The following is a 19,842-nucleotide window of genomic DNA, read 5'->3' on the forward strand; positions in this document are numbered from 1 at the left end:
GCAGGAAGGCGGTGGCCCCGGCCCGGCCCGGCTCGACCCCGAACAGGCCGATGCGCGCCATGAAGCGGTAGCGGCGCAGCATCGCCGCGTCGATGGGGCCATAGCCCGGCCGGTCGCGGTAGCGGGTCGTCCCCAACACGATCAGCAGGGCGGGGTCCCACCAGGACGGGTGGTTCAGACAGACGATCACCGGCCGGTCCGCCGGCAGGTCCGGCCAGCCCGGCCGGGCCAGCCGCACCGCGTGGAAGTCGCGCCGCATCCGCCGCGCCATGACGGCGCCGAAGAAGCGGCAGAGCGCCGGCGAGCGCCGTGCGACCGGATCGTCCCTCAGCCCGTCATCCTCCATCCCTGGCCCCATATCCGGCCCGCCGCTCAGGCGACGGCGCGCAGGTCGCCGTCGCGCGCTCCGCTCCGGAGGTCCTGGTCCAGGCTGTCGGCGGCGATCCAGCCGGACATCAGCACCATCGGCATGCCCGGTCCCGGATGGGCGGCCCCGCCGGCCAGATACAGCCCCTCCACGTCGCGCGAGCGGTTGCCCGGCTTGAAGGCGCCCATGAAGCGGCCGTGGCTGGCCAGCCCGTAGATGGCACCGTTCAGCACGCGGTAGCGGTCGTGGATGTCCTGCGGGGTCAGGACGCGCTCGACGCGGATGCGGTCCTCCAGGTCGGTCATGCCGGCGGTGCGCTTCAGCTTGTCGAAGACGGTGCGGCGGTAGTCGGGCAGCATCCGAGACCAGTCGTGGTGCGGCCGCAGATAGGGGGTGTGGACCAGCACATAGAGCGCCTCGCCCCCCGGCGACGCGACGCCGGGCTCGGTGCGGGCGGGGGCGGCGATGTAGCAGGTCGGGTCGGGCGCCGGCTCGCCGCGGCGGTAGATCCAGTCGAACTCCTCCGCCGGGTCGCGGGAGAAGACGAAGTCGTGGTGCAGGAGATGGTCGTAGCCGCGGTCGAGCCCGAGATAGAAGACCACGCCCGAGCAGGCCGGCTCGTAGCGGCGGCGCTTGCGGAAGCGCTTGGCCGGGGCGCCGCCCACCAGCTCCTCGTAGGTGCGGACGGAATCCATGTTGGAGACCACCGCCGACACCGGAATGCGCTCCCCACTCTCGGTCTCGACGGCGGTGACGCGCTTGCCGGTCACCTCCAGCCGGCGCACGCCGGTGCCGGTGCGGATCTCGACGCCGAGGCGCCGGGCCACCCGCTCCAGCGCCAGCGGAACGGCGCGGGTGCCGCCCATCGGGTACCAGACGCCGTCGTTGGTCTGCATGTGGGCGATGGCGCAGAGCACCGCCGGGGAGCCGTAGGGCGACGAGCCGACATACTGGGTGAAATGGTCGAGCATCTGGGCGGCACGGGCGTCGGGGACGTGGCTGCGGATGGTGCCGGCCACCGTGCTGCCCATGCGCAGCGCCAGCACGTCGGACAGGGTGCTGGCGTTCATGCTGTCGCGGACCTTCAGGGTGTCGCCAAGGTCCTCCACCGACTTCCAGAAGAAGAAGCGTTCGGAGATGCCGTGCAGACGCTCCGACAAGGCCTGGAAGCGGCGGTAGCCCTCCCCGGCGCCGCGACCGGGAGTCAGCCGGTCGAGGTCCGCGGCCATCGCGCCGATGTTCTCCGACAGGTCGAGCACGGTGCCGTCGTCGAAGAAGCAGCGCCATTGCGGCTCCAGCCGGACCAGCTCCAGCTCGCGGTCGAGGTCGCAGCCGGCCTCCGCCAGGATGCGGCGCAGGACGCGCGGCACGGTCAGGATGGTCGGCCCCATGTCGAAGCGGAAGCCGCCCTCCTCCAGAACCGCCGCCTTGCCGCCGACCCAGCCGTTCTTCTCCAGAAGCACCACCTTGTGGCCGCGCGCCGCCAGAACCACCGCCGACGCCAGCCCGCCCAGGCCGCCGCCGATCACCGCGATCCGATCCGTCATGCCAGTCCCCCCGCTACGGCCCGCTTGGGCAGGCCGGACAGTCCCATGGTTTCGCTGCGCCAGGGCGTCGGCAGCCCCAGCTCCGAGGCCAGCAGCCGCGACGTGATGCGCGCGCCTTCGAAGATCACCGGCAGGCCGCTGCCGGGGTGGGTGCCGCCGCCCACCAGATAGACGCCGTCCAGATCCTCGAACCGGTTGTGCGGACGCAGGTGGAGCATCTGGTCCAGGCTGTGCGCGAGATTGAAGGTGGCGCCGCGGTGCACCGCGAACTGGCGGTCCCAGTCGGCCGGCGTCACCACGCGCTCCACCCGGATGCGGCGCTCCAGATCGGTCAGCCCGAAGCCGGCCAGCCGGTCGAGCACGAGGCGGCGGTAGCGCGGTGCCTCGGCCGCCCAGTCGATGTGGCCGCGCTGATGGCCGACCGGCACCAGGATGTAGAGGGTGCTGCCGCCGGGCGGGGCGAGATCCGGGTCGCTCACGCAGGCGTTCTGCACGTAGATCGACGGGCGGCGCGGCATCTCGCGGCCGTCCTCGATCTCGGCGAGGTTGCGGGCGTAATCCTCCGCCAGATAGACGGTGTGGTGGTCCAGCCCCTCCATCCGCCCCTCGATCCCGAGATAGAGCATGAAGGTGGAGCAGGAGAATTTCTTGGTGGCGATGCGGGCGTCGGTCCAGCGGCGACGCAGGTCGTCGGGCACCAGGGTCGTCATGGCGCGGGCGAAGTCGGCGTTGATGACCAGCGCGTCGGCCGGATACTCGCCGGCCTCCGTCCGCACCCCCACGGCGCGGCGGCCCTGGAAGCGGATGTGGCGCACCGTCTCGTTCAGCCGCACGGTGACGCCGAGGCTTTCGGCCACCCGCCGCATCGCCTCCATCACCGCCTCGGTGCCTCCGCGCGGGTGGAAGACGCCGTGCTCATGCTCCAGGAAGGACAGGATGGTGAACAGGCTGGGGCAGCGGAAGGGCGACATGCCCAGATACTTGCTCTGGAAGGAAAAGGCGAGGCGGACGCGCGGGTCCTCGAAGTAACGGGACAGGTCGCGGTCGACCGAACGCTGCGGCGCGAGGCGCCCCAGCGCCTTCAGCATCGGCAGCGAGGCCAGCGCCCAGGGGCTGGAGAAGTCGGTCTCCAGGATCGGGCGGAACAGCTCCATCTTCGCCCGGTTGTCGGCCAGGAAACGCGGCAGACCCTGAGCGTCGCGCGGGTTGAGGCGCGCGATCTCCGCCATCAGCGCCTTCATCTCGCCATGGACCCGCAGTTCCCCGCCGGCCTCGAAGACCAGCCGGTAGAGTGGGTCGAGGCGGATCAGATCGACCTCATCCGACAGGCGGCGCCCGCAGGCCTCGAAGATCTCCTCCAGGATGCGGGGGTAGAGGAAGAAGGTCGGACCGCTGTCGAAGCGGTACCCGTCGAGCGCGAAGCCGGCCGACCGGCCGCCGATGCGGTCCTGCCGTTCCAGCACGGTGACCTTCGCCCCGGTGAGCGCCAGGAGCATCGCGGATGCCAATCCACCCGGCCCAGCGCCAATGATCACGACTTGCCGTTCCATCCGCTTGCCAAACGCTCCCAAGCTGCCGACTTGTGTGAAGGCAGTTACGAACATGGACCGGGAATGGATCACAGCCACAAAGCCACCTCTCCAGGCGTAACCCCTTGGACAAGCGGGAGCGGCGATCCATTTTCCATTGCGCGCGCCGCGTGGGCGGGCGGCAATACAGGCGAAAGACTGTCGATCATCCGCAAAATCCGCCGCCGCATCGCGGCGGATGCGGAGGAGCTTGTGCGAACGCTGGCGACCCGCCCCGGACGCAGCGCGGCCGAGAGCCTGAGCGCGGAGGTCCTTCCGCTGGCCGAGGCCTGCCGCTTCCTGGAACGCGAGGCCGCCGGTCTGCTGGCGCCGCGGCGCCTGGGCGCGCGGGGCCGTCCGGTCTGGCTGTTCGGCGTCGCGGCGGAGGTGCGGCGGGAGCCGTTCGGCACCGTCCTGATCGTCGGCCCGTCCAACTACCCGCTGCTGCTGCCGGGGGTGCAGGCGCTTCAGGCGCTGACCGCCGGGAACGCGGTGCTGGTCAAGCCGGCGCCCGGCTGCTCCGCGCCGATGGAGCGGCTGGCCGACTGGCTGGCCGAGGCCGGTCTGCCGGACGGCCTGTTCCAGCTTCTGGACGAGTCCCCCGACGCGGTGTCCGACGCGATCGCCGCCGGCATCGACAAGCTGGTGCTGACCGGATCGGCCGGCACCGGCCGGGCGGTGGCCCGCCAGCTCGGCGAGGCGCTGGTGCCCTCCACCATGGAGCTGTCGGGCAACGATGCGGTCTTCGTCCTGCCAGGGGCCGACCTCGGCACGGTCGCCCGCGCGCTGGCCTTCGGCCTGCGCCTCAACGGCTCCGCCACCTGCATCGCGCCGCGCCGGGTCTTCGTACCGCGTGCCCTGGCGGCGGCGCTGGAGGACGCCATGACGCGCAGCGTGGCGGCGATCCCGCCGGCGGCGGTGCCCCTGCCGGTGCGGCGGCGCCTCGTCGGGCTGGTCCGCGCGGCGATGGCGGAGGGCGCCCGCCCGCTCGGCCCTCTGCCCGAGGATGCCGACCCGGCGATGGCGCCGCTGATCGTCGCCGACGCGCGGCCGGGCATGGCGCTGCTGCGCGAGGAGCTGTTCGCCCCCATCCTGTCGCTGGTGCCGGTCCGCGACATGGCGGAGGCGCTGGAGGCCGCCGCGCAGAGCCCCTACGCGCTCGGCGCCTCGGTCTTCGGGCCGGAGGCGGAAGCCTGCGCTCTGGCCGGGCGGCTGGACGCCGGGACGGTGACGGTCAACGACCTGATCGTGCCGACCGCCGACCCACGCCTGCCCTTCGGCGGGCGACGCGCCAGCGGCTGGGGCGTCACGCGCGGGGCCGAAGGGCTGCTGGAGATGACGCGGGTCAAGACCGTCTCGGTTCGGCGCGGCCGGCGGCTTCCCCACACCGACCCGCCGCGCGACGGCGACGCGGCGCTGATGCTGGCGGCGCTCCGCCTGCTCCACGGCGGTCCGGGTGCCCGCGCCGGGGCGGTCCGGACCCTGATCCAGGCCTTGCGCAACCGCCGGACCGACTGACCCGGAGACCACTGTGACGACTGCCCTGATTCTCGCCGTTCTGATCGGCGCCGTGTCCGGTTCGCGCACCCTGCTGGGGCCGGCGGCGGTCTCCTGGGCCGCCTATGGCGGCTGGCTCGACCTGTCGGGAAGCTGGCTGTTCTTCCTCGGCCACCCGGTCTCGCCCTGGGTCTTCACCGCGATGGCGGCGGGGGAGTTGGTCATGGACAAACTGCCGAGCACCCCCAGCCGCAAACGCCCCTTCCCCTTCGCCAGCCGCATCGCCGGCGGCGCCATCGCGGGAGCGGCCATCGGCGCGAACGCGGGGGCCTGGGTTCCTGGATTGATTGCCGGCGGGCTGGGCGCGGTCGTCGGCACGCTCCTCGGTTATGCGGCGCGTCGGCGCATGGCCGCCGCCTTCGGCCGCGACCGGCCGGCGGCGCTGATCGAGGACGCCGTCGCGCTGACCGTCGCCCTGCTGGTCGTCGCCGCGGCATGAGCGGGCCACCCGGTCGCGTCGGCGATGGCGCCGCCGTCGAACCCGATGGCGATAGGGACCATGGAAAAGGGAAAAGCCAGCAACCCGTCAAGGTTGCTGGCCTTATGATGGTGGAGCCAAGGAGGATCGAACTCCTGACCTCTACAATGCCATTGTAGCGCTCTCCCAGCTGAGCTATGGCCCCACTATAATCTCATACCAACACAAGAAGTGTTGGTGCGCTTGGAGGGACTCGAACCCCCACGGCCTTTCAGCCACTAGGACCTGAACCTAGCGCGTCTACCAATTCCGCCACAAGCGCATCGTCTGCTCTTTGCCCCGCATCTCTTGGGGTGACGCGGGAGCGCTGATATAGCCGTGGCGATGGCGGGGCTCAAGCGAAATCGACATGGCCCCGTCACTTTTTTGCAAGACCGAGAGGGTTGGTGCAGTCACCCTACTCCGCCGCACCGGCATGGCGCATCCGGCCGGCGTTGGCGGCTCCCGCCTCGGTCCCCATCCCAGCCAGCATCTCCGCGGCGCCGCGGGCGATGTGCAGGGTGCGCTGCGGCAGCGGGAAGTCGATTCCCAATTCGATGAAGCGCGCCTTCATGCGGCCGTTGAACTCCCGCCCGACGTTCCACTGCTGGATGGGCAGCGTCTTGATCCGCGCTTTGATGACCGCCGCGGACTCCTGGAAGGAATCGACGCCCAGCACCTCCAGCGGCTCCAGGATCAGCGGCGCGAAGCGCGGGTCCTTGCGCAGCTCGTCGCCGATGCCGTGCAGCACGGAAACCACGCGGTCGGCGTTCTCGTGATAGGGAATCGCCACGTCGAACACGTAGTAGCTGAAGTCCTTCGTCATGTTCGACACGCTGGTGACCGCGCTGAAAGGGATGGTGTGCACCGTCCCGTCGAAGTCGCGCAGGCGGATGGTGCGGATGTTCATCCCCTCCACCAGACCGCCCTTGCCGCCGACATTGACGACATCGCCGACCGAGATGGTGTCCTCGAACAGGATGAACAGGCCGGTGATGACGTCCTTGACCAGCGTCTGCGCGCCGAAGCCGACGGCAAGGCCGACCACGCCGGCACCGGCCAGCAGCGGCCCGATGTTCAGCCCCAACTCCGACAGGGTGATCAGGGTAACCAGCGTCAGCAGGACCACCAGCAGGGCGCTGCGCAGCAGCGGCAGCAGGGTGCGCACCCGCGCGCTGCGCTGGATGGCCCGCCCGTTGCGGTCCGTCGTCGCCAGATGGCGCTCGATCAGCCCGTTCGTCACCTCCCACACGGCGAGCGCGATGGCTCCGACCAGCAGGAGCGACAGGCCCGACGCCACGATGCGCAGGCCGATGGCCGTCTGCAGCCAGCCCCAGACATCCAGCCCCCAGGCGTTCAGCACCACCAGCCCGCCCAGAACGGCCACCGCCGCGTGCAGCAGCCGCGCGGTGGGAGCAACGTAGCGGCGCAGCCGCCCCGCCGCCCAGGCCGAGTGACCCCGCCGGCGGTCCATGCGCTCCAGGATCGCCGCGGCGGCGCGGGTGATCCCCCGCCCGATCAGCCGCGCGACCCCGGCGACCACCAGCGTCACCGCCGTCGCCTGCACCACGAACAGCAGCCCGCCGCTGATCTCCAGCGCCCAGATGCCGAACAGGACGATGATGTAGAGGATGGCGATGGCGTGCCAGACATCGGCCACACGGCGGCCGGCGGCGCGCAGCATCCGCCCCGCCCCGGCGGCCCGCCGTCCGGGCGGAACCGGCGACACCACGTCGGACAGCGGCTGCGCCGCCGCGATGCCGCCGCGCAGGCGTGCGGCCACGGCCTCCCGGCTCTGCAGCACCAGCACCGCCAGCATGACGGCGACAACCAGACCGACCAGGGTCACCAGCGCGCTGTAGCTCTGCGCCGGCAGGCCGAGCCGCCGCGCCGCCTCGGCCAGGAACATGCCGTAGAGCGTGGTGATGGCGATGGTCCGGCACCAGCGCAGCAGCCGCAGGGCCGAGCCGTCGCTCATCGGGATCAGCCGCAGGTTGGGCGAGGCCGGAGCCAGCAGCGCCCGGACGACCAGCAGGACGATCTGCACGAAGATGCTGGCGTTGAGGAAGGTAACGCCCAGGACCCGCACCACCGGCGGCAGGTCGAACAGCGCCAGCACGCCGAAACCCGCGGCGGCGAAGGCGACGATGGGCGCCAGATCAAACAGCAATCTCACCAGCAGCAGCGGCACCTTGGCGAGTGTGGAATGGATGGGCCGTGCCGCCAGCATCGCACGCGGGCGCCGCAGCGTGCGGATGGCGATCAGCCGCGCACCCTGCCCGACCACCACCACCAGCACCAATTCGGCGGCCAGCCAACCCCAGGCAGCGCGCTGCGCCGGGTCGGAGACCTGCCGCTCCAGCCAGTGCAGCCCCTGCGGCGCGTTCAGCAGAGCGTCACCGGCCAGCGCAGCCTCCTGCCCCAACCCGTCGAGCCGGTTTGACAGCAGAGTGAGCAGGCGGGTGCCGATCCCGTCCGGCTCCGTCGGTGCGGCGGCGGCCTCCGCCTGTTCCAGGGCGCGGAGTTGGCCAAGCAAGGCGGCGCGGCGCTCCGGGTCCTCCAGCGTCTGGCGCAGGCGGGCGATCTCCTCCGGATTGGGAGCCGCCTCGGTCTGGGCCGGCGGGGCGGGCGCCGGGATCTGCGCCGACGCCGGGGCCGCAATTCCCCCAAGCGCAACGGTCAGCAGGAGAAGGAGGGCGGAAAGGCGGCGCAAGGCGCGGAAGCGGGTGGCGGAAAGCCGTGGGGCACGGTCGTCGGAAGTCATCGTCCTCTGGTGGTTCCGGTTTTCGGGAAAGACCTTTGGAGCGGTCCGGTTCACGGGTCCAATCCAGGCCAACAGCGCCAAGCACGTTTTGTCTTGCAACGCAGCAACCGCGACATTTTGTCCGGCGGACCGCCCGACCCGCCGTCCGCTCTTGCATGTTCATCTGATATATTAGTATATATATTACCGCATGCCGAAAGCGCCCGCGCCCTGCCGCGGCGGGCCGCCCGATCCGGCGCCCACTTTCCAACCGGCCCTGGCCGGCGCCGCCCCCGACCCCATCCGGGGCCGCGAACACCAGCGGAGAACAGCATGTCCGTGAAGGTAGCGATCAACGGTTTTGGCCGCATCGGCCGTCTGGTTCTGCGGGCCATCTACGAGAGCGGCCGCAACGACGTTGAGGTCGTGGCGATCAACGACCTGGCCGACCTCAAGGCCAACGCCCACCTGCTGAAGTACGACAGCGTCCACGGCCGTTTCCCCGGCACCATCGAGACCCGTCCCAACGAAGGCGGGGGCGGCGAGCTGATCGTCAACGGCCACTCGATCAAGGTCGTGCAGGAGCGTGACCCGGCCAAGCTGCCGTGGAAGGATCTGGGCATCCAGATCGCCATGGAATGCTCGGGCATCTTCACCAAGCGCGCCGACGCCGCCAAGCATCTGGAAGCGGGTGCGGAGAAGGTGCTGATCTCCGCCCCGGCCACCGACGAGGACATCACGGTGGTCTACGGCGTCAACCACGACCAGCTCAAGGCCGATCACCGCATCGTCTCGAACGCCTCGTGCACGACGAACTGCCTGGCCCCGGTGGCCTTCGTTCTGAACAACCTGATCGGCATCGAGAAGGGCTTCATGACGACGATCCACTCCTATACGGGGGATCAGCGCATCGTCGACACCAACCACAAGGACCTGCACCGCGCCCGCGCCGCGGCGCTCAACATGATCCCGACCTCGACCGGGGCGGCCAAGGCCGTGGGCAAGGTGCTGCCGGAACTGAAGGGCAAGCTGGACGGCACCGCCATGCGCGTGCCGACGCCCAACGTCTCGGTCGTCGATTTCAAGTTCACCGCCAAGCGCGCCACCTCGGTGGAGGAGATCACCAAGGCGATTTCCGAGGCCGCCAACGGCCCGCTCAAGGGCATCCTGGGCGCCTACACCGAGGATCTCGTCTCCACCGACTTCAACCACGACCCGCACAGCTCGATCTTCGCGCTGAACGAGACCAAGGTCATCGACGGCAACTTCGTCCGCATCATGACCTGGTACGACAACGAGTGGGGCTTCTCCAACCGCATGAGCGACACCGCCGTCGCCATGGCCAACGCCAAGTAAAGGCCCATCGGCAACATTCCCCTGCGGAAGCTGAGGCACGCTATCATGCATGAACCGAGCCCGTCGCCATGACGGCGTGACGCAACCCGCCAGCGGGAACCATGCTCCCGCTGGCGGCGGTTCAATACGGATTGCAATCCACTTTAACCCGACCAATCCGCGCTGAGAGCCTCTTCCTCCAAGTCCAGCCAGGCCCCGGCCAGCGGCCCCACCGTCAGGTCGCCGCCCAGGCCCGCGTCGCCCATGGCACCGGCGAATCCATCCTGCATGTCGGCAAGCGCCGCGGATGACAGGCCACCGCCGGTCTGCAGCGTCACATCGAAGCGCCGCCCCTCCCCCGCCGCGACGAGCTGCACCGCCCCCAGCGCCGGCAGCCGCATCTGCAGGACCAGCGCGCTTCCCGTCTGAAGGTCCGCCCCGTCGGAGATGGCGCAGAGCAGGCCTCGGCAGCCGCCCGCCGCCGTGCCGTCCATCACCGGGATGCTCATCACCCGCCACTCCCGCCCGTCGGCGGTGCGGCGGTGGCGCGGCGCCAGCGCCAGATCGAGATCGTCCAGCAGCGCACCGCCGTCGAGCCGCTCCAACAGCCGGCAGCGCTTCGGCCCCAGCCACGCCCGCGCGCCGTTGGCGGTCGCCGCCAGGAAGAAGGCCAAACCGAGGCCGAAGGTGGAATCGCAGCGCGGCAGTCCGCCGCGCAGCTCCTGCGCCGCCCGCGGGTCCAGCGCCTCCACCACCGCCAGCAGATGGCCGACCTCGGCGACCGCATCCGGCATCAGCATACCCATCAGTAAACGACGGCCATCAGTAGACGACGGCGTCCGCTTCGTCCGATTGCGGAAGAACGATCGCCCCGTCGTCGGCCATGGCCTTGGCGACCTGCACGATCTCCGCCTGCGCCTCGTTGACGTCGCGCATGCGCACCGGCCCCATGTTCTCGATCTCGTCCTGGAGGATCATGCGGGCGCGCTCGGACAGGACGGACAGGAAATGGTCGCGCTGCAGCGCCTCCGCCCCCTTCAGCGCGATGGCGAGCTGGCCGGTGTCGCAGCGCCGGATCACCGCCTGGAGCGACACGCGGTCGAGCCGCAGCAGGTCCTCGAAGGTGAACATGAGCTGGCGGATGCGGTGGGTCGAATCCGGCATCACGGCGTCCAGGTCGGTGAAGATGTCCGCCATGGTGTCGCGGTCGATGCGGTTGAAGATGTCGGCCATCCGCTCGTGCGTGTCGGCGCCGTGGGTGCGCGCGTAGTTCGCCATGAACTCGTTGTGCAGGATGGATTCGATGTCCAGCAGCACCTCGCGCTGCACGGATTCGATCTGGATCATCCGCTCGATCACCTCCAGCCGCAGCGCCGGGGCGAGCAGCGGCAGCACCTTGGCGGCGTGGTCGCTGCGCATGCGCGACAGGATGACCGCCGCCGTCTGCGGATACTCGCCCGCCAGATAGGTGGCGAGCACGCCCTCGTTCACGTTGGACATCTTCTCCCACATGGTGCGGCCGGCCGGGCCGCGGATCTCCCCCATGATTTCCGACACGCGGTCGTCGGGCAGGAAGCGGGAGAGCATGCGCTCCGTGCTGTCGTAGGAGCCGACGACCGAGCCGGTGTTGGCGAAGCGCTCCGTGAAGCTGCGCAGCAGCGCCTCGACGAGGTTGGAGGTGACGTTGCCGAGGCTGGCCATGGCGCGGCTGACCATGCGGATCTCGTCGTCGTCGAGCTTCTCCATCAGGCGGGAGCCGCGTTCCTCGCCCAGCGCCAGGAAGATCACCGCGGTCCTCTCCGACCCGCTCAGGCTCTTGAAATTGTCTCGGATCTTGATCGGCATGCCCATGCTGGCACCTCAGAAGAAGCGGTCGGCGGTCAGGGTGGAGTGGTCGGAGTCGTCGTCCCGCTCCAGGGGGCGGTCGCCCTGCAGGCGGTCGTGACGGAAGGCGTTCGCCAGGACGCTGCCGGCGACCAGCACCATGCGGTGCGGCACCAGCGGGTTGGGATCGAGCGCGTTCAGAAGGGTAATGACGGCCGTCTCGTCGTCCACCGTGACGCCCCGCCGTCTGGCGAAGGCGGTCACGCTGTCGGCCATCCCCGACGCCCCGGCGGGGGGGGCGGCGGGCGGCGCCGACAGACCGGCGGAGGGAGCGGCGGGCAGCAGCCGGGGCTCGGTCATCGCGTCAGGTTCCCCCATAGGAGCGGATCAGGCTGTTGGCGATCAGGAACCAGCCGTCGGTCAGCACGAAGAAGATGATCTTGAAGGGCAGCGCGATCATCACCGGCGGCAGCATCATCATGCCCATCGCCATCAGCACCGCCGCCACCACCATGTCGATCACCAGGAAGGGCAGGAAGATCAGGAACCCGATCTCGAAGGCGCGGCGCAGCTCTGACAGCAGGAAGGCCGGGACCAGCACGCGCAGGTCGGCGGTGGCCGCCGTCTTCGGCTGCTCGGCCTCCGGCTTGCCGGAGAAGCCGGCGAAGGCCGACAGGTCCTTGTCCCGCACCTGGGAGGCCATGAAGTTGCGGAAGGGCTCGACCATCCGCTCCAGCCCCTGCTCCTGGGTCACCTGCTCGTTCAGCATCGGGCGCAGCCCGTCCTGCCACGCCGTGTCGAAGACCGGCCCCATGATGTGGAAGGTCAGGAACATGGCGAGGCTGATCAGCACCATGTTCGGCGGCGACTGCTGAAGCCCGAGCGCGGAGCGCAGCAGCGACAGCACGACGATGATCCGGGTGAAGGAGGTCGCCATGACCAGCAGGCCCGGCGCCACGCTGAGCACCGTCAGCAGGACGATGCCCTGGATGACGCGCCCGGACAGCGACCCGCTCTCCCCCGTGGCGCTGCCGAGCGCACTGCCGATGGAGGACAGATCCAGCCCGCCGCTCTGCGCCCAGGCCGCCGCGGGAAGCAGCGCGGCGAGCACCAGGGCAAGGGCGGGCGGAAGCAGGCGTCGGATCATGGTTGGAACCCGGTGGATACGGTGCCGAGGGGTGTCAATCGATGGCCAGATCGGTGCGCACGATCTCGGTCAGCGTCACGCCGAGCCGCTGATCCTCGACGATCACCACCTCGCCGCGGGCGACCAGACGGTGGTTCACCAGAACCTCCACCGGCTCGTCCACCTTGCGCTCCAGCTCCACCACGGCGCCGCGGCCGAGCTTCAGGAGCTGCGCCACCAGCATGCTGGTGCGGCCGAGCACCACCTGAACGTCCACCGGGACGTTGTAGATGGCGTTCATCGAGCCGCCCGCGATTGCCGCGGCAGGGATGCCGGCGGCGTCCTTCTCGGCGGGCTTGGCGTCATCTTCCAGGACGTCGAGGTTCAGTGGGGCCATGATGCGGTGCTTTCCGTGTCGGTGAAGAGGTCATGTTCGGTGGACAGGGCGGCCAGCGCGCGGTCGCACAGGCCGTCGACGGCGCGCTCCACCGCGGCGGGGTCGTAGCGCAGGCCCCCGGCTTCCCAGGCGGCGTCGAGCCCGCCGGGCGGCAGGGACGGGTCGGCGACGATCTCCAGCGCGCCCTTGAAACCAAGCGACTCCGGGTCGGCCAGCCGGCCGCGGACGGGCTCCGCCAGAGCGGGATGGACGCGCAGCCGCAGCCGCGGCGACCCGCCGGCCAGACGCAGTGCGTCGGTGGCGAGCCGTTCGGTCTCCGCCGCCCCGATCCGCTCCAGCAGCGCCGGAGCGAGGCGGCGGACGAGCGCCAGCATCACCGCCGACCCTTGCGCCTCCACCCCGCGCAACGCGTCGGCAAAGCGGTCGTCCAGCGCGGCCAACCGCTCGTCGAGGTGGGAAAGCGCCTGCGCCAGAACGGCGTCGGTGCGGGCCGCGGCCTCCGCTGCCCCCTCGCGCCGGCCCTGCTCCACGCCCTCGGCGAAGGCGCGGACTTCGGCGCCGTAGACGGCGGCTTGGAGGTGGCGTTCGGAATGGACGATTTCGTCGAGCGGGTCGATGGGGTCCGGCTCGGGAGGGACGCCGAACTCCGCCGCCGCCTGCGCCGCGGCCTGGGCCGTGCTGTCGAAGCGCAGGTCGAAGCGGTAGCGCGGGTAGCCCATCAGACCGCCTCCTCGTAGAGCCAGGAGCGCAGGATGTCGATCGCCTCATCCGGGTACTGGTCGACGATGTCGCCCAGCCGGCGGATGGAGGAGGCGCGCACCCGGCCCTCCACCGTGCGCAGCTCGATGAGCTGGTCCATCGTCTCCTCGATGCCCGGCAGGGCCGCGGTTGCCGGATCGCCCGCGTCGGTGAGCTGGGCCGCCTGCATGGCGGGATCGCCGCCCATGGCCGGACCGGTGAGCTGCGGCATCGCCGCTCCCGCGGCCAGCGCCGGGGCGGCGGCTTCCGCCGCCACCGGCTCCGGCGCCGGGAAGACGCGGCGGATCAGCGGGCGCAGCCCCAGCACGATCAGCAGCCCGCAGAGCACCAGCAGAATCACCCACTGGATCAGCGTCATCACGTTACGGCTGAGCGTGTCGACGATCTCGGCCATCGGCTCGCGGGCGCCCAGCTCGGGGGCGAGGTTGACGAACTCCAGGTTGTCGACGGTGACCCGGTCGCCGCGCGCCTCGCTGAAGCCCATGGCGGAGCGCACCAGCTCGGTGATGCGCTGCAACTCCTCGGGCGAGCGCGCCTCGTAGCTGCGCGTGCCGTCCTGCGCCGTCGCCCAGGTGCCGTTGACCAGCACGGCGACGCTGACCCGGCGGATGTCGCCCGGCTCGATCACCGTTTCGCGGGCGACGTTGGAAATCTCGTAATTGACCGTCTCTTCCTGGCGTTTGGAGTCGGAGGAGGAGCGGTTGTTCTGGGCCTGGGCGCGGACCTCGCGCTGCGGCAGGTTCTGCTCGGCGGTGACCGGCGGCTCGCCCGTGCTGTCCAGGCTGCGGTCCTGCTCCTGCACCGTCTGGGTGGAGCGGACGACCTGGCTGTTCGGGTCGAAGCTCTGGCTGCGCACGACCTCGCGCTTGGTTTCGACGTCGACAGCAACCTGAACGCGAACATTCCCCTGCCCCAGCCGCGCCACCAGCATCTGTTCGATGGCGCGGGAGATGCGCGTCTCGTGCCCGGCGCGCAGCCCGTCCACCTTCGCCGAGGACCGGGCGTCGCCGTCCTCCTCGGTCAGCAGCACCTCGCCGGAGGCGTCGAGCACGGTCACCGCGCTCGGCTTCAGGTTGGGCACGGCGGCGGAGACGAGGTGGCGGATGGACAGCGCCTGCCGCCGCTCCAGCGGCGACCGGCCGCGCATGCGCACCACGATGGAGGCGGTCGGGGTGGGGGCGGCCCGCGAGAACTCCTCGCGGTCGGGGAGCACGATGTGGACGCGCGCCGCCTCGATGCCGGACAGCGTCTCGATGGTGCGGGCCAGCTCGCCTTCCATGGCGCGCAGCCGGTTCATCCGCTGCATGAAGCTGGTGATGCCCAGCGGTTTGTCGGTGTCGAACAGCTCGTAGCCGATGCCGCCGCGCGACGGCAGGCCCTTCTCGGCCAGCAGCATGCGCAGCCGCGGCACCTCGGCCTCCGGCACCTGGACGGCGGTGCCGTCGAAGGCGGCGGACACCGGCACCCCCATGGCCTCCACCGCCTTGACGATGCGCCCGGCCTCCGCCGGCTCCAGCCCGGTGTAGAGCGGCGTCATGTGCGGCCGCGACAGCAGAACCGCCATGGTGGCGACCGCCAGGACGATGCCGACACCCGTGCCGGCCAGCACCAGAAGGCGCGTGCGCCCAAGCGTCCGCAGATTGTCGATCAGTCCCGTCACGACACCCGCACCTTTAAAGTTTCCGAAAAGCGGGGACCGTAATGTTCACCCCGTGAGCCTTCACAACCTACCGGGATGACTTTTAAGCGGAGTAAAAGCCGCGAAGATAGACCGGAAGGAAGTCGCTAAAACTTGATCGTTTAAAACAGTCTCTCAAATTTTCGGTATTTTGGAGGCGCCGGCCGCGATGAATACAGATGCTGGAAAGGCAAGGACGGGAACGCCGGGCCGGCAGCGGATGTACGTCATCGTGCTGCCGCTGGCCCGGCTGGCGCTGGGGGCGGCCGCCCTGTGCGGCGTCGCGGCGGCCGGGTTCGGCGGCTACTGGATGGCCGTCGGGCCGGACGGGGTGGCACGGCTCTTCGAGGGCACGCCCATCGTGGAACCGGTCCAGGCGACGCTCGATATGCCGGAGCTGCTGGTGAACCTGCGCCCCGACACGCCGTCGCGCTTCATGAAGATCGGGGTGACGCTGGCGCTGGCGCCCAAGGACCGCAGCCGGGTGGAGCAGGCGATGCCCCACCTCGTCAACGCCCAGCAGGAGTTCCTGCGCAACCTCGACCAGCACGACCTGCGCGGCTCCGCCGGCCTGCTGCGGCTGCGCGAGGAGCTGCGCCGCCGCTTCAACCTGATCCTCGGCCCGGACACGGTGTCCGACGTCCTGCTGCGCAGCCTTCTCACCCAATAGCCGACCCAGAGGAACGGATGAGCACTCCCATCGACACGGACGACGGCGGCGGCGAAAACGGCGGCACCGGGGACGATCTGGACTGGGGCCTGGACAGCAGCACCGGTGAGTCCGAGGCCGCCACCCTGATGGCCGACACCAAGGAGCTGAGCCAGGAGGAGATCGACCGCCTGCTGAACTTCGCCGTCGGGCCGCAGACGGAATCCGTCGGGCAGACCCGCGCCATCGAACGGCTGATCAGCACCACGACGGTCAACAAGGACCGTCTGCCGATGCTGGACGTGGTCTTCGACCGCATGGTCCGGCTGCTGAACACGTCGCTGCGCCAGTTCTCCTCGACCAGCGTGGAGGCCAGCCTGCTGCGCATCGACTGGCTGCGCTACAACGAGTTCCTCGACACCATCGAGCTTCCGGCCCTGGTCGGCGTCGCGCGGGCGGAGCAGTGGGACAACCACATCGTCGTGTCGGTCGACAGCGCGCTGATCTACTGCATGATGGACGTGCTGCTGGGCGGCCGGCGCAGCCGCGCCCGGCGCATCGACGGGCGCACCTACACCTCCATCGAGCGCAAGATCACCGAGCGGCTCATCCGGGTCATCCTCCAGGATCTCAGCCAGTCCTTCGACCCGATCACGCCGATCGACTTCACCTTCGACCGGCTGGAGACCAATCCGCAATTCGCCACCATCACCCGCGCCACCAACGCGGTGATCCGCGTGCGCATCGCCGTGGAGGTGGAGCGCCGCGTCGGCCATGCCGAGGTGGTCATCCCCTACGCCACGCTGGAACCGGTGCGCGGCAAGCTGGTGCAGACCTTCATGGGCGAGAAGTTCGGCCACGACACGGTGTGGGAAAGCCACCTGAAGGCCGAGCTGATGCGCGCCAAGCTGGACCTCGTCGCGGTGCTGCAGCAGACGCAGGTCTCGCTGGGCGAGGTGCTGAACTGGGAAAAGGGCACCTCGCTGAAGCTGCGCATCGACCCCGACGCGCCGGTGGTTCTGCAAAGCAAGACCACCCCCCTCTTCGCCGGCCACATGGGCCAGCGCAACGGCAACATCTCCGTCAAGATCGACACCGACCTGGAGACCAAGCAGGAGCTGATCGATGGTCTCATTCCTCATTGACGCCGTCCTGGCGATCATGCTCGTCACCGCCACGGTGTTCCTGGTGATCGTCAACAAGCGGCTGAAGGTGATGCGCTCCAGCCAGGCCGAGATCGGCGCGCTGATCGGCACCTTCTCCAAGACCATCGACGAGACGGAGGCCTCGGTGCAGCGGCTGGTCGCCGCCGCGACGGAGGCCTCGGCCAAGCTGTCCGACGGGCTCGACCGCGCCAAGGGCGTGACCGAGGAGGCGGCGCTGGTGCTCGGCTCCTGCGAGCGGGCGTCCAAGCGCATCGAGGCGTCCGTGCAGGAGGCCCGCGCCCTGGTCCGCCGGCTGGAGGACGGCCCGGCGCCGCGCCCGCGGCCCCGCCCGGTCCCGCCGCCCGCGGCCGTCCCCGCAACCGTCACGGAACCGGTGCCCGCCCTTGCGAACGCCGCTCCCGCGCTGGACATCGACGCGCCGGAGGACGAGGACGGCTTCCGCCCGATGCGCGTCGCCGCGCTGGCCGGAGCCGCCGCCCGCCCGGCGGAGGAACCGCCGCCCGTCTCGGAGGAGGCCATTGAGACCTCCGAAGCCACCGTGGACACCGGCGGCGCGCGGCAACAGGCCGCCAACGCCTTCTACGCCCGGCTGCGGGCCATCGGACCGGAGCGCTGAACCATGCTGCGCGTACTTCCCATCACGCTGGTGGCGATCCTGATGGTGCTGCCGCTCAAGCTCGGTTCGCTGATGGAAGGGCTGCCGGTGGTCGCCCAACAGTTCGACCGCGAGTTCGGCAAGCATGAGCGCCCCTGGGCCAAGGACCTGAAGGGCGACGCGGAGTCCTCCTCCCTGGACGCCCCGCCAGCGCCGGCCCCCGCCCTGGCCGCGCTGCCGATGACCGCGGCGGCTTCGCCCGCGGACGCCGCCCTGCCCGCGGCGAGCTGCACCGATCCGGCCCTGCGCGCCGCCATCGCGGAGCAGAAGGCCGACGTGACCGCCCGCACCCGCCATCTCGGCGAGGCCGAAGCGGTGCTGGCCGCCGCCGAGACCCGCGCCACCGCCCAGATCCAGCGGCTGAGCGCCATCAAGCGCGATGTGGAGGCGCTGATGCAGCAGCGCTCCAACCTCCAGGCGGAAGATCTGAAGCGCATGGTGACGATCTACGAGACGATGAAGCCGCGCGACGCCGCGCGCATCTTCAACGACCTGGAAACCGACATCATCATCGACGTGCTGGACCGCATGGCCGAGCGCCGCTCCGCCCCGATCATCGCGGAACTGGAGGACGGCAAGGCGCGCGAGGTCACCCGCCTCGTCCTGCAACGCCGCGCCCTGCCCGGCGACCGCCCGCCGCCGCCCGCCCCGCTTCCCGTCCGCCTGACGCAGACGCCGACGAACTGAATCTCTCACCAAGAGACATCATGCCCAGCCTCCCCGACGTCATCGCCGCCCCGCCGCCCCGCCCCGCCCGCTCCGCGGAGGCGACGGCGGCGCCGTCCGCCGGCGCGCCGGACAAGGGCGAGGCGTCCGGAACACCCTTCGCCGACCTGCTCGACGACGCGGCGGGACGCGGCGGTGCCGATGCGGATGGCGAGCCCGCCGACCACGCCGAGTCCTCCGCCCAGAACAGCGGCGCGCCGGCCGGAGCCGACGCCGCTCTGGCCGCACTCCTGCCGCTGCTGAGCGCACCGCCGCCGGCGACGGCGCCGGGCCTTGCGGACTCCGGCTTGGTGCCGGAGGCCCTGCCCGCCGCCAACGGTCTTCCTCCGGTTCCGCCCGTCGCGACGCCCCCGGCGGAGCCCGCCACGGCGCCCCAGCCTCCGGTCTCAGCCCAACCCGGTGCGCAACCGCCGGCCGCGGCGCTCGCCGCCACGGCAGGGGCGGCGATCCCGGATGCCCCGCCCGACGGAACGACGCCGGAGGCCACGGCCGACAGCGCGCCGCCCGCCACCCCGCCCGTTCCGTCGCCGGCCTCCAACGCCAAGCCGGACTCGGCACCGCTGTTCCAGGCCGCGGAGCCCGCGGCACCCGCCAAGGCGGACGCGCCGCAGGCTCCCTCCCCCCAGCTTCAGCAGGCGATGGCCCAAGCGGGCGGCAACGCCGCGTCCAACGGCGGAACCGGCCAGAATTCCGGCCAGGGCCGTGGCAACCCGCCCGCCGGAGCGGAGGCGCTGTCGGCATCCTCCGCCCTGACAGACCCCGCCGGGGCACCGCCGCTGCCTTCCGCCCTCGCCCCGCCGGCGGCCCACGCGGTGGCCCACTACGCGGCGCATCCCGGCGAGAGCGCCGCGGCGCGGCTGCCCGCCGCCCAGGTGGCCGGCCAGCTGGTGCGCGTCGTCGAGGCGGGTGGCGGCGAGTTTCACATCGACCTCAAGCCGGAGGAGCTTGGCCCCGTCCGCGTGGTCGCCGAACTGAGCGGCGCCCGCGTCGCCCTGCATGTCCAGGCCGAAAGCCCGGAGACGCTGGCCCTGCTGCGCCGGGACATCCACCATCTGGAGCGCGCCTTGTCCGACGCCGGGTTCGAGCTGGACGGCGGCACCCTGAACTTCTCGCTGCGCGGCGACGGCGAGCCGCGCGGCTTCGCCTTCTCCGGCCAGGGCGACGGGAACGGCGGACGGGCGGACGGTTCCGGGCGGGCCTTCCGCACCGCCGACTCTGCCGCCACCCTGCCCCCCGAACGCGCCGCCCGCCCCATCGACGGCCTCGTCGACATCTCCGTCTAGCCGCA

The 19,842-nt window shown here is 70.8% G+C and carries 19 protein-coding genes and 2 tRNA genes (1 of these 21 cut by a window edge); 8 read left to right on the forward strand and 13 right to left on the reverse strand.

Features of this window, described 5'->3' with window-relative positions; all coding sequences use genetic code 11:
- The 3 genes in view from AMK58_RS25210 to crtI are tightly spaced (at most 14 nt apart) and all read right to left on the reverse strand, a layout consistent with a single transcriptional unit that may run on beyond the window.
- Positions 1 to 358, reverse strand: partial view of a lysophospholipid acyltransferase family protein gene (locus AMK58_RS25210; protein ID WP_236778368.1) — the start only. Its footprint begins 473 nt before the window's first position; 358 of the gene's 831 nt are visible here — the first part of the coding sequence; its start codon is at positions 356 to 358; its stop codon lies off the left edge, out of view.
- A gap of 14 nt (positions 359 to 372) precedes the next feature.
- Positions 373 to 1,914 (reverse strand): phytoene desaturase family protein, encoded by a 1,542-nt coding sequence (locus AMK58_RS25215; protein ID WP_035674722.1) that lies wholly within the window; start codon positions 1,912 to 1,914, stop codon positions 373 to 375.
- Entirely contained in the window at positions 1,911 to 3,410 is a 1,500-nt protein-coding gene (gene crtI / locus AMK58_RS25220) for a phytoene desaturase family protein (RefSeq protein WP_059399608.1), read from the reverse strand. Before crtI ends, AMK58_RS25215 begins: the two co-directional genes overlap by 4 nt.
- Positions 3,411 to 3,527: 117 nt before the next feature.
- On the opposite strand from crtI, the gene AMK58_RS25225 reads away from it, so the two are divergent.
- Entirely contained in the window at positions 3,528 to 5,000 is a 1,473-nt protein-coding gene (locus tag AMK58_RS25225) for an aldehyde dehydrogenase family protein (RefSeq protein WP_079285699.1), read from the forward strand.
- Positions 5,001 to 5,013: 13 nt separating this feature from the next.
- Positions 5,014 to 5,478 carry a DUF4126 family protein gene (locus AMK58_RS25230; RefSeq protein ID WP_079285698.1) on the forward strand — a complete coding sequence of 155 codons (465 nt, stop codon included), beginning with the start codon at positions 5,014 to 5,016 and terminating at the stop codon, positions 5,476 to 5,478.
- 108 nt (positions 5,479 to 5,586) lie between these two features.
- Here the strand turns inward: AMK58_RS25230 and AMK58_RS25235 are convergent.
- From AMK58_RS25235 to AMK58_RS25245, 3 genes are all read right to left on the reverse strand, one after another.
- Positions 5,587 to 5,662, reverse strand: a tRNA-Ala gene (locus AMK58_RS25235).
- 30 nt (positions 5,663 to 5,692) lie between these two features.
- Positions 5,693 to 5,779, reverse strand: a tRNA-Leu gene (locus tag AMK58_RS25240).
- 135 nt (positions 5,780 to 5,914) lie between these two features.
- Complete coding sequence (locus tag AMK58_RS25245) at positions 5,915 to 8,260, reverse strand: mechanosensitive ion channel domain-containing protein (protein WP_079285697.1); 2,346 nt, start codon at positions 8,258 to 8,260, stop codon at positions 5,915 to 5,917.
- A gap of 312 nt (positions 8,261 to 8,572) precedes the next feature.
- Here AMK58_RS25245 and gap point away from each other — a divergent pair, with 312 nt between their 5' ends.
- Positions 8,573 to 9,595 carry a type I glyceraldehyde-3-phosphate dehydrogenase gene (gene gap / locus AMK58_RS25250; protein WP_059399609.1) on the forward strand — a complete coding sequence of 341 codons (1,023 nt, stop codon included), beginning with the start codon at positions 8,573 to 8,575 and terminating at the stop codon, positions 9,593 to 9,595.
- 143 nt (positions 9,596 to 9,738) lie between these two features.
- Here the strand turns inward: gap and AMK58_RS25255 are convergent, their stop codons facing one another.
- The 7 genes from AMK58_RS25255 to fliF are packed head-to-tail and all read right to left on the reverse strand — an operon-like array spanning position 9,739 to position 15,340.
- A complete protein-coding gene (locus tag AMK58_RS25255) occupies positions 9,739 to 10,368 on the reverse strand; it encodes a hypothetical protein (protein WP_236778369.1) in 630 nt (209 codons plus the stop codon).
- Positions 10,369 to 10,396: 28 nt separating this feature from the next.
- On the reverse strand, positions 10,397 to 11,419 hold the full coding sequence (locus AMK58_RS25260; RefSeq protein ID WP_051140248.1) for a flagellar motor switch protein FliG: 1,023 nt from the start codon (positions 11,417 to 11,419) through the stop codon (positions 10,397 to 10,399).
- A gap of 15 nt (positions 11,420 to 11,434) precedes the next feature.
- Positions 11,435 to 11,758: a hypothetical protein gene (locus tag AMK58_RS25265; RefSeq protein ID WP_051140246.1), complete on the reverse strand. Its 324-nt coding sequence runs from the start codon at positions 11,756 to 11,758 to the stop codon at positions 11,435 to 11,437.
- A 4-nt stretch (positions 11,759 to 11,762) separates the two neighbouring features.
- Positions 11,763 to 12,545, reverse strand: coding sequence for a flagellar type III secretion system pore protein FliP (gene fliP, locus AMK58_RS25270; RefSeq protein ID WP_174436809.1), 783 nt, complete (start codon positions 12,543 to 12,545; stop codon positions 11,763 to 11,765).
- A 34-nt stretch (positions 12,546 to 12,579) separates the two neighbouring features.
- Positions 12,580 to 12,921 (reverse strand): flagellar motor switch protein FliN, encoded by a 342-nt coding sequence (gene fliN, locus AMK58_RS25275; RefSeq protein ID WP_014200132.1) that lies wholly within the window; start codon positions 12,919 to 12,921, stop codon positions 12,580 to 12,582.
- Positions 12,909 to 13,640, reverse strand: coding sequence for a FliH/SctL family protein (locus AMK58_RS25280; protein WP_059399611.1), 732 nt, complete (start codon positions 13,638 to 13,640; stop codon positions 12,909 to 12,911). The genes fliN and AMK58_RS25280 overlap by 13 nt, the downstream gene beginning before the upstream one ends.
- Positions 13,640 to 15,340 carry a flagellar basal-body MS-ring/collar protein FliF gene (gene fliF / locus AMK58_RS25285; protein ID WP_035682907.1) on the reverse strand — a complete coding sequence of 567 codons (1,701 nt, stop codon included), beginning with the start codon at positions 15,338 to 15,340 and terminating at the stop codon, positions 13,640 to 13,642. Before fliF ends, AMK58_RS25280 begins: the two co-directional genes overlap by 1 nt.
- A 238-nt stretch (positions 15,341 to 15,578) precedes the next feature.
- On the opposite strand from fliF, the gene AMK58_RS25290 reads away from it, so the two are divergent.
- The 5 genes from AMK58_RS25290 to AMK58_RS31730 are packed head-to-tail and all read left to right on the forward strand — an operon-like array spanning position 15,579 to position 19,837.
- Positions 15,579 to 16,028, forward strand: a complete 450-nt coding sequence (locus AMK58_RS25290) for a flagellar basal body-associated FliL family protein (protein ID WP_236778370.1) — start codon at positions 15,579 to 15,581, stop codon at positions 16,026 to 16,028.
- Between the two features lie 17 nt (positions 16,029 to 16,045).
- A complete protein-coding gene (fliM, locus tag AMK58_RS25295; protein WP_035682909.1) occupies positions 16,046 to 17,152 on the forward strand; it encodes a flagellar motor switch protein FliM in 1,107 nt (368 codons plus the stop codon).
- Positions 17,133 to 17,789: a DUF6468 domain-containing protein gene (locus AMK58_RS25300; protein WP_059399613.1), complete on the forward strand. Its 657-nt coding sequence runs from the start codon at positions 17,133 to 17,135 to the stop codon at positions 17,787 to 17,789. Before fliM ends, AMK58_RS25300 begins: the two co-directional genes overlap by 20 nt.
- 3 nt (positions 17,790 to 17,792) lie before the next feature.
- Entirely contained in the window at positions 17,793 to 18,515 is a 723-nt protein-coding gene (locus AMK58_RS25305; RefSeq protein WP_059399614.1) for a MotE family protein, read from the forward strand.
- Positions 18,516 to 18,535: 20 nt separating this feature from the next.
- Positions 18,536 to 19,837, forward strand: coding sequence for a flagellar hook-length control protein FliK (locus tag AMK58_RS31730; protein WP_059399615.1), 1,302 nt, complete (start codon positions 18,536 to 18,538; stop codon positions 19,835 to 19,837).
- Positions 19,838 to 19,842: the final 5 nt, after the last annotated feature.

This window comes from Azospirillum brasilense (assembly GCF_001315015.1).
Taxonomy (GTDB): domain Bacteria; phylum Pseudomonadota; class Alphaproteobacteria; order Azospirillales; family Azospirillaceae; genus Azospirillum; species Azospirillum brasilense.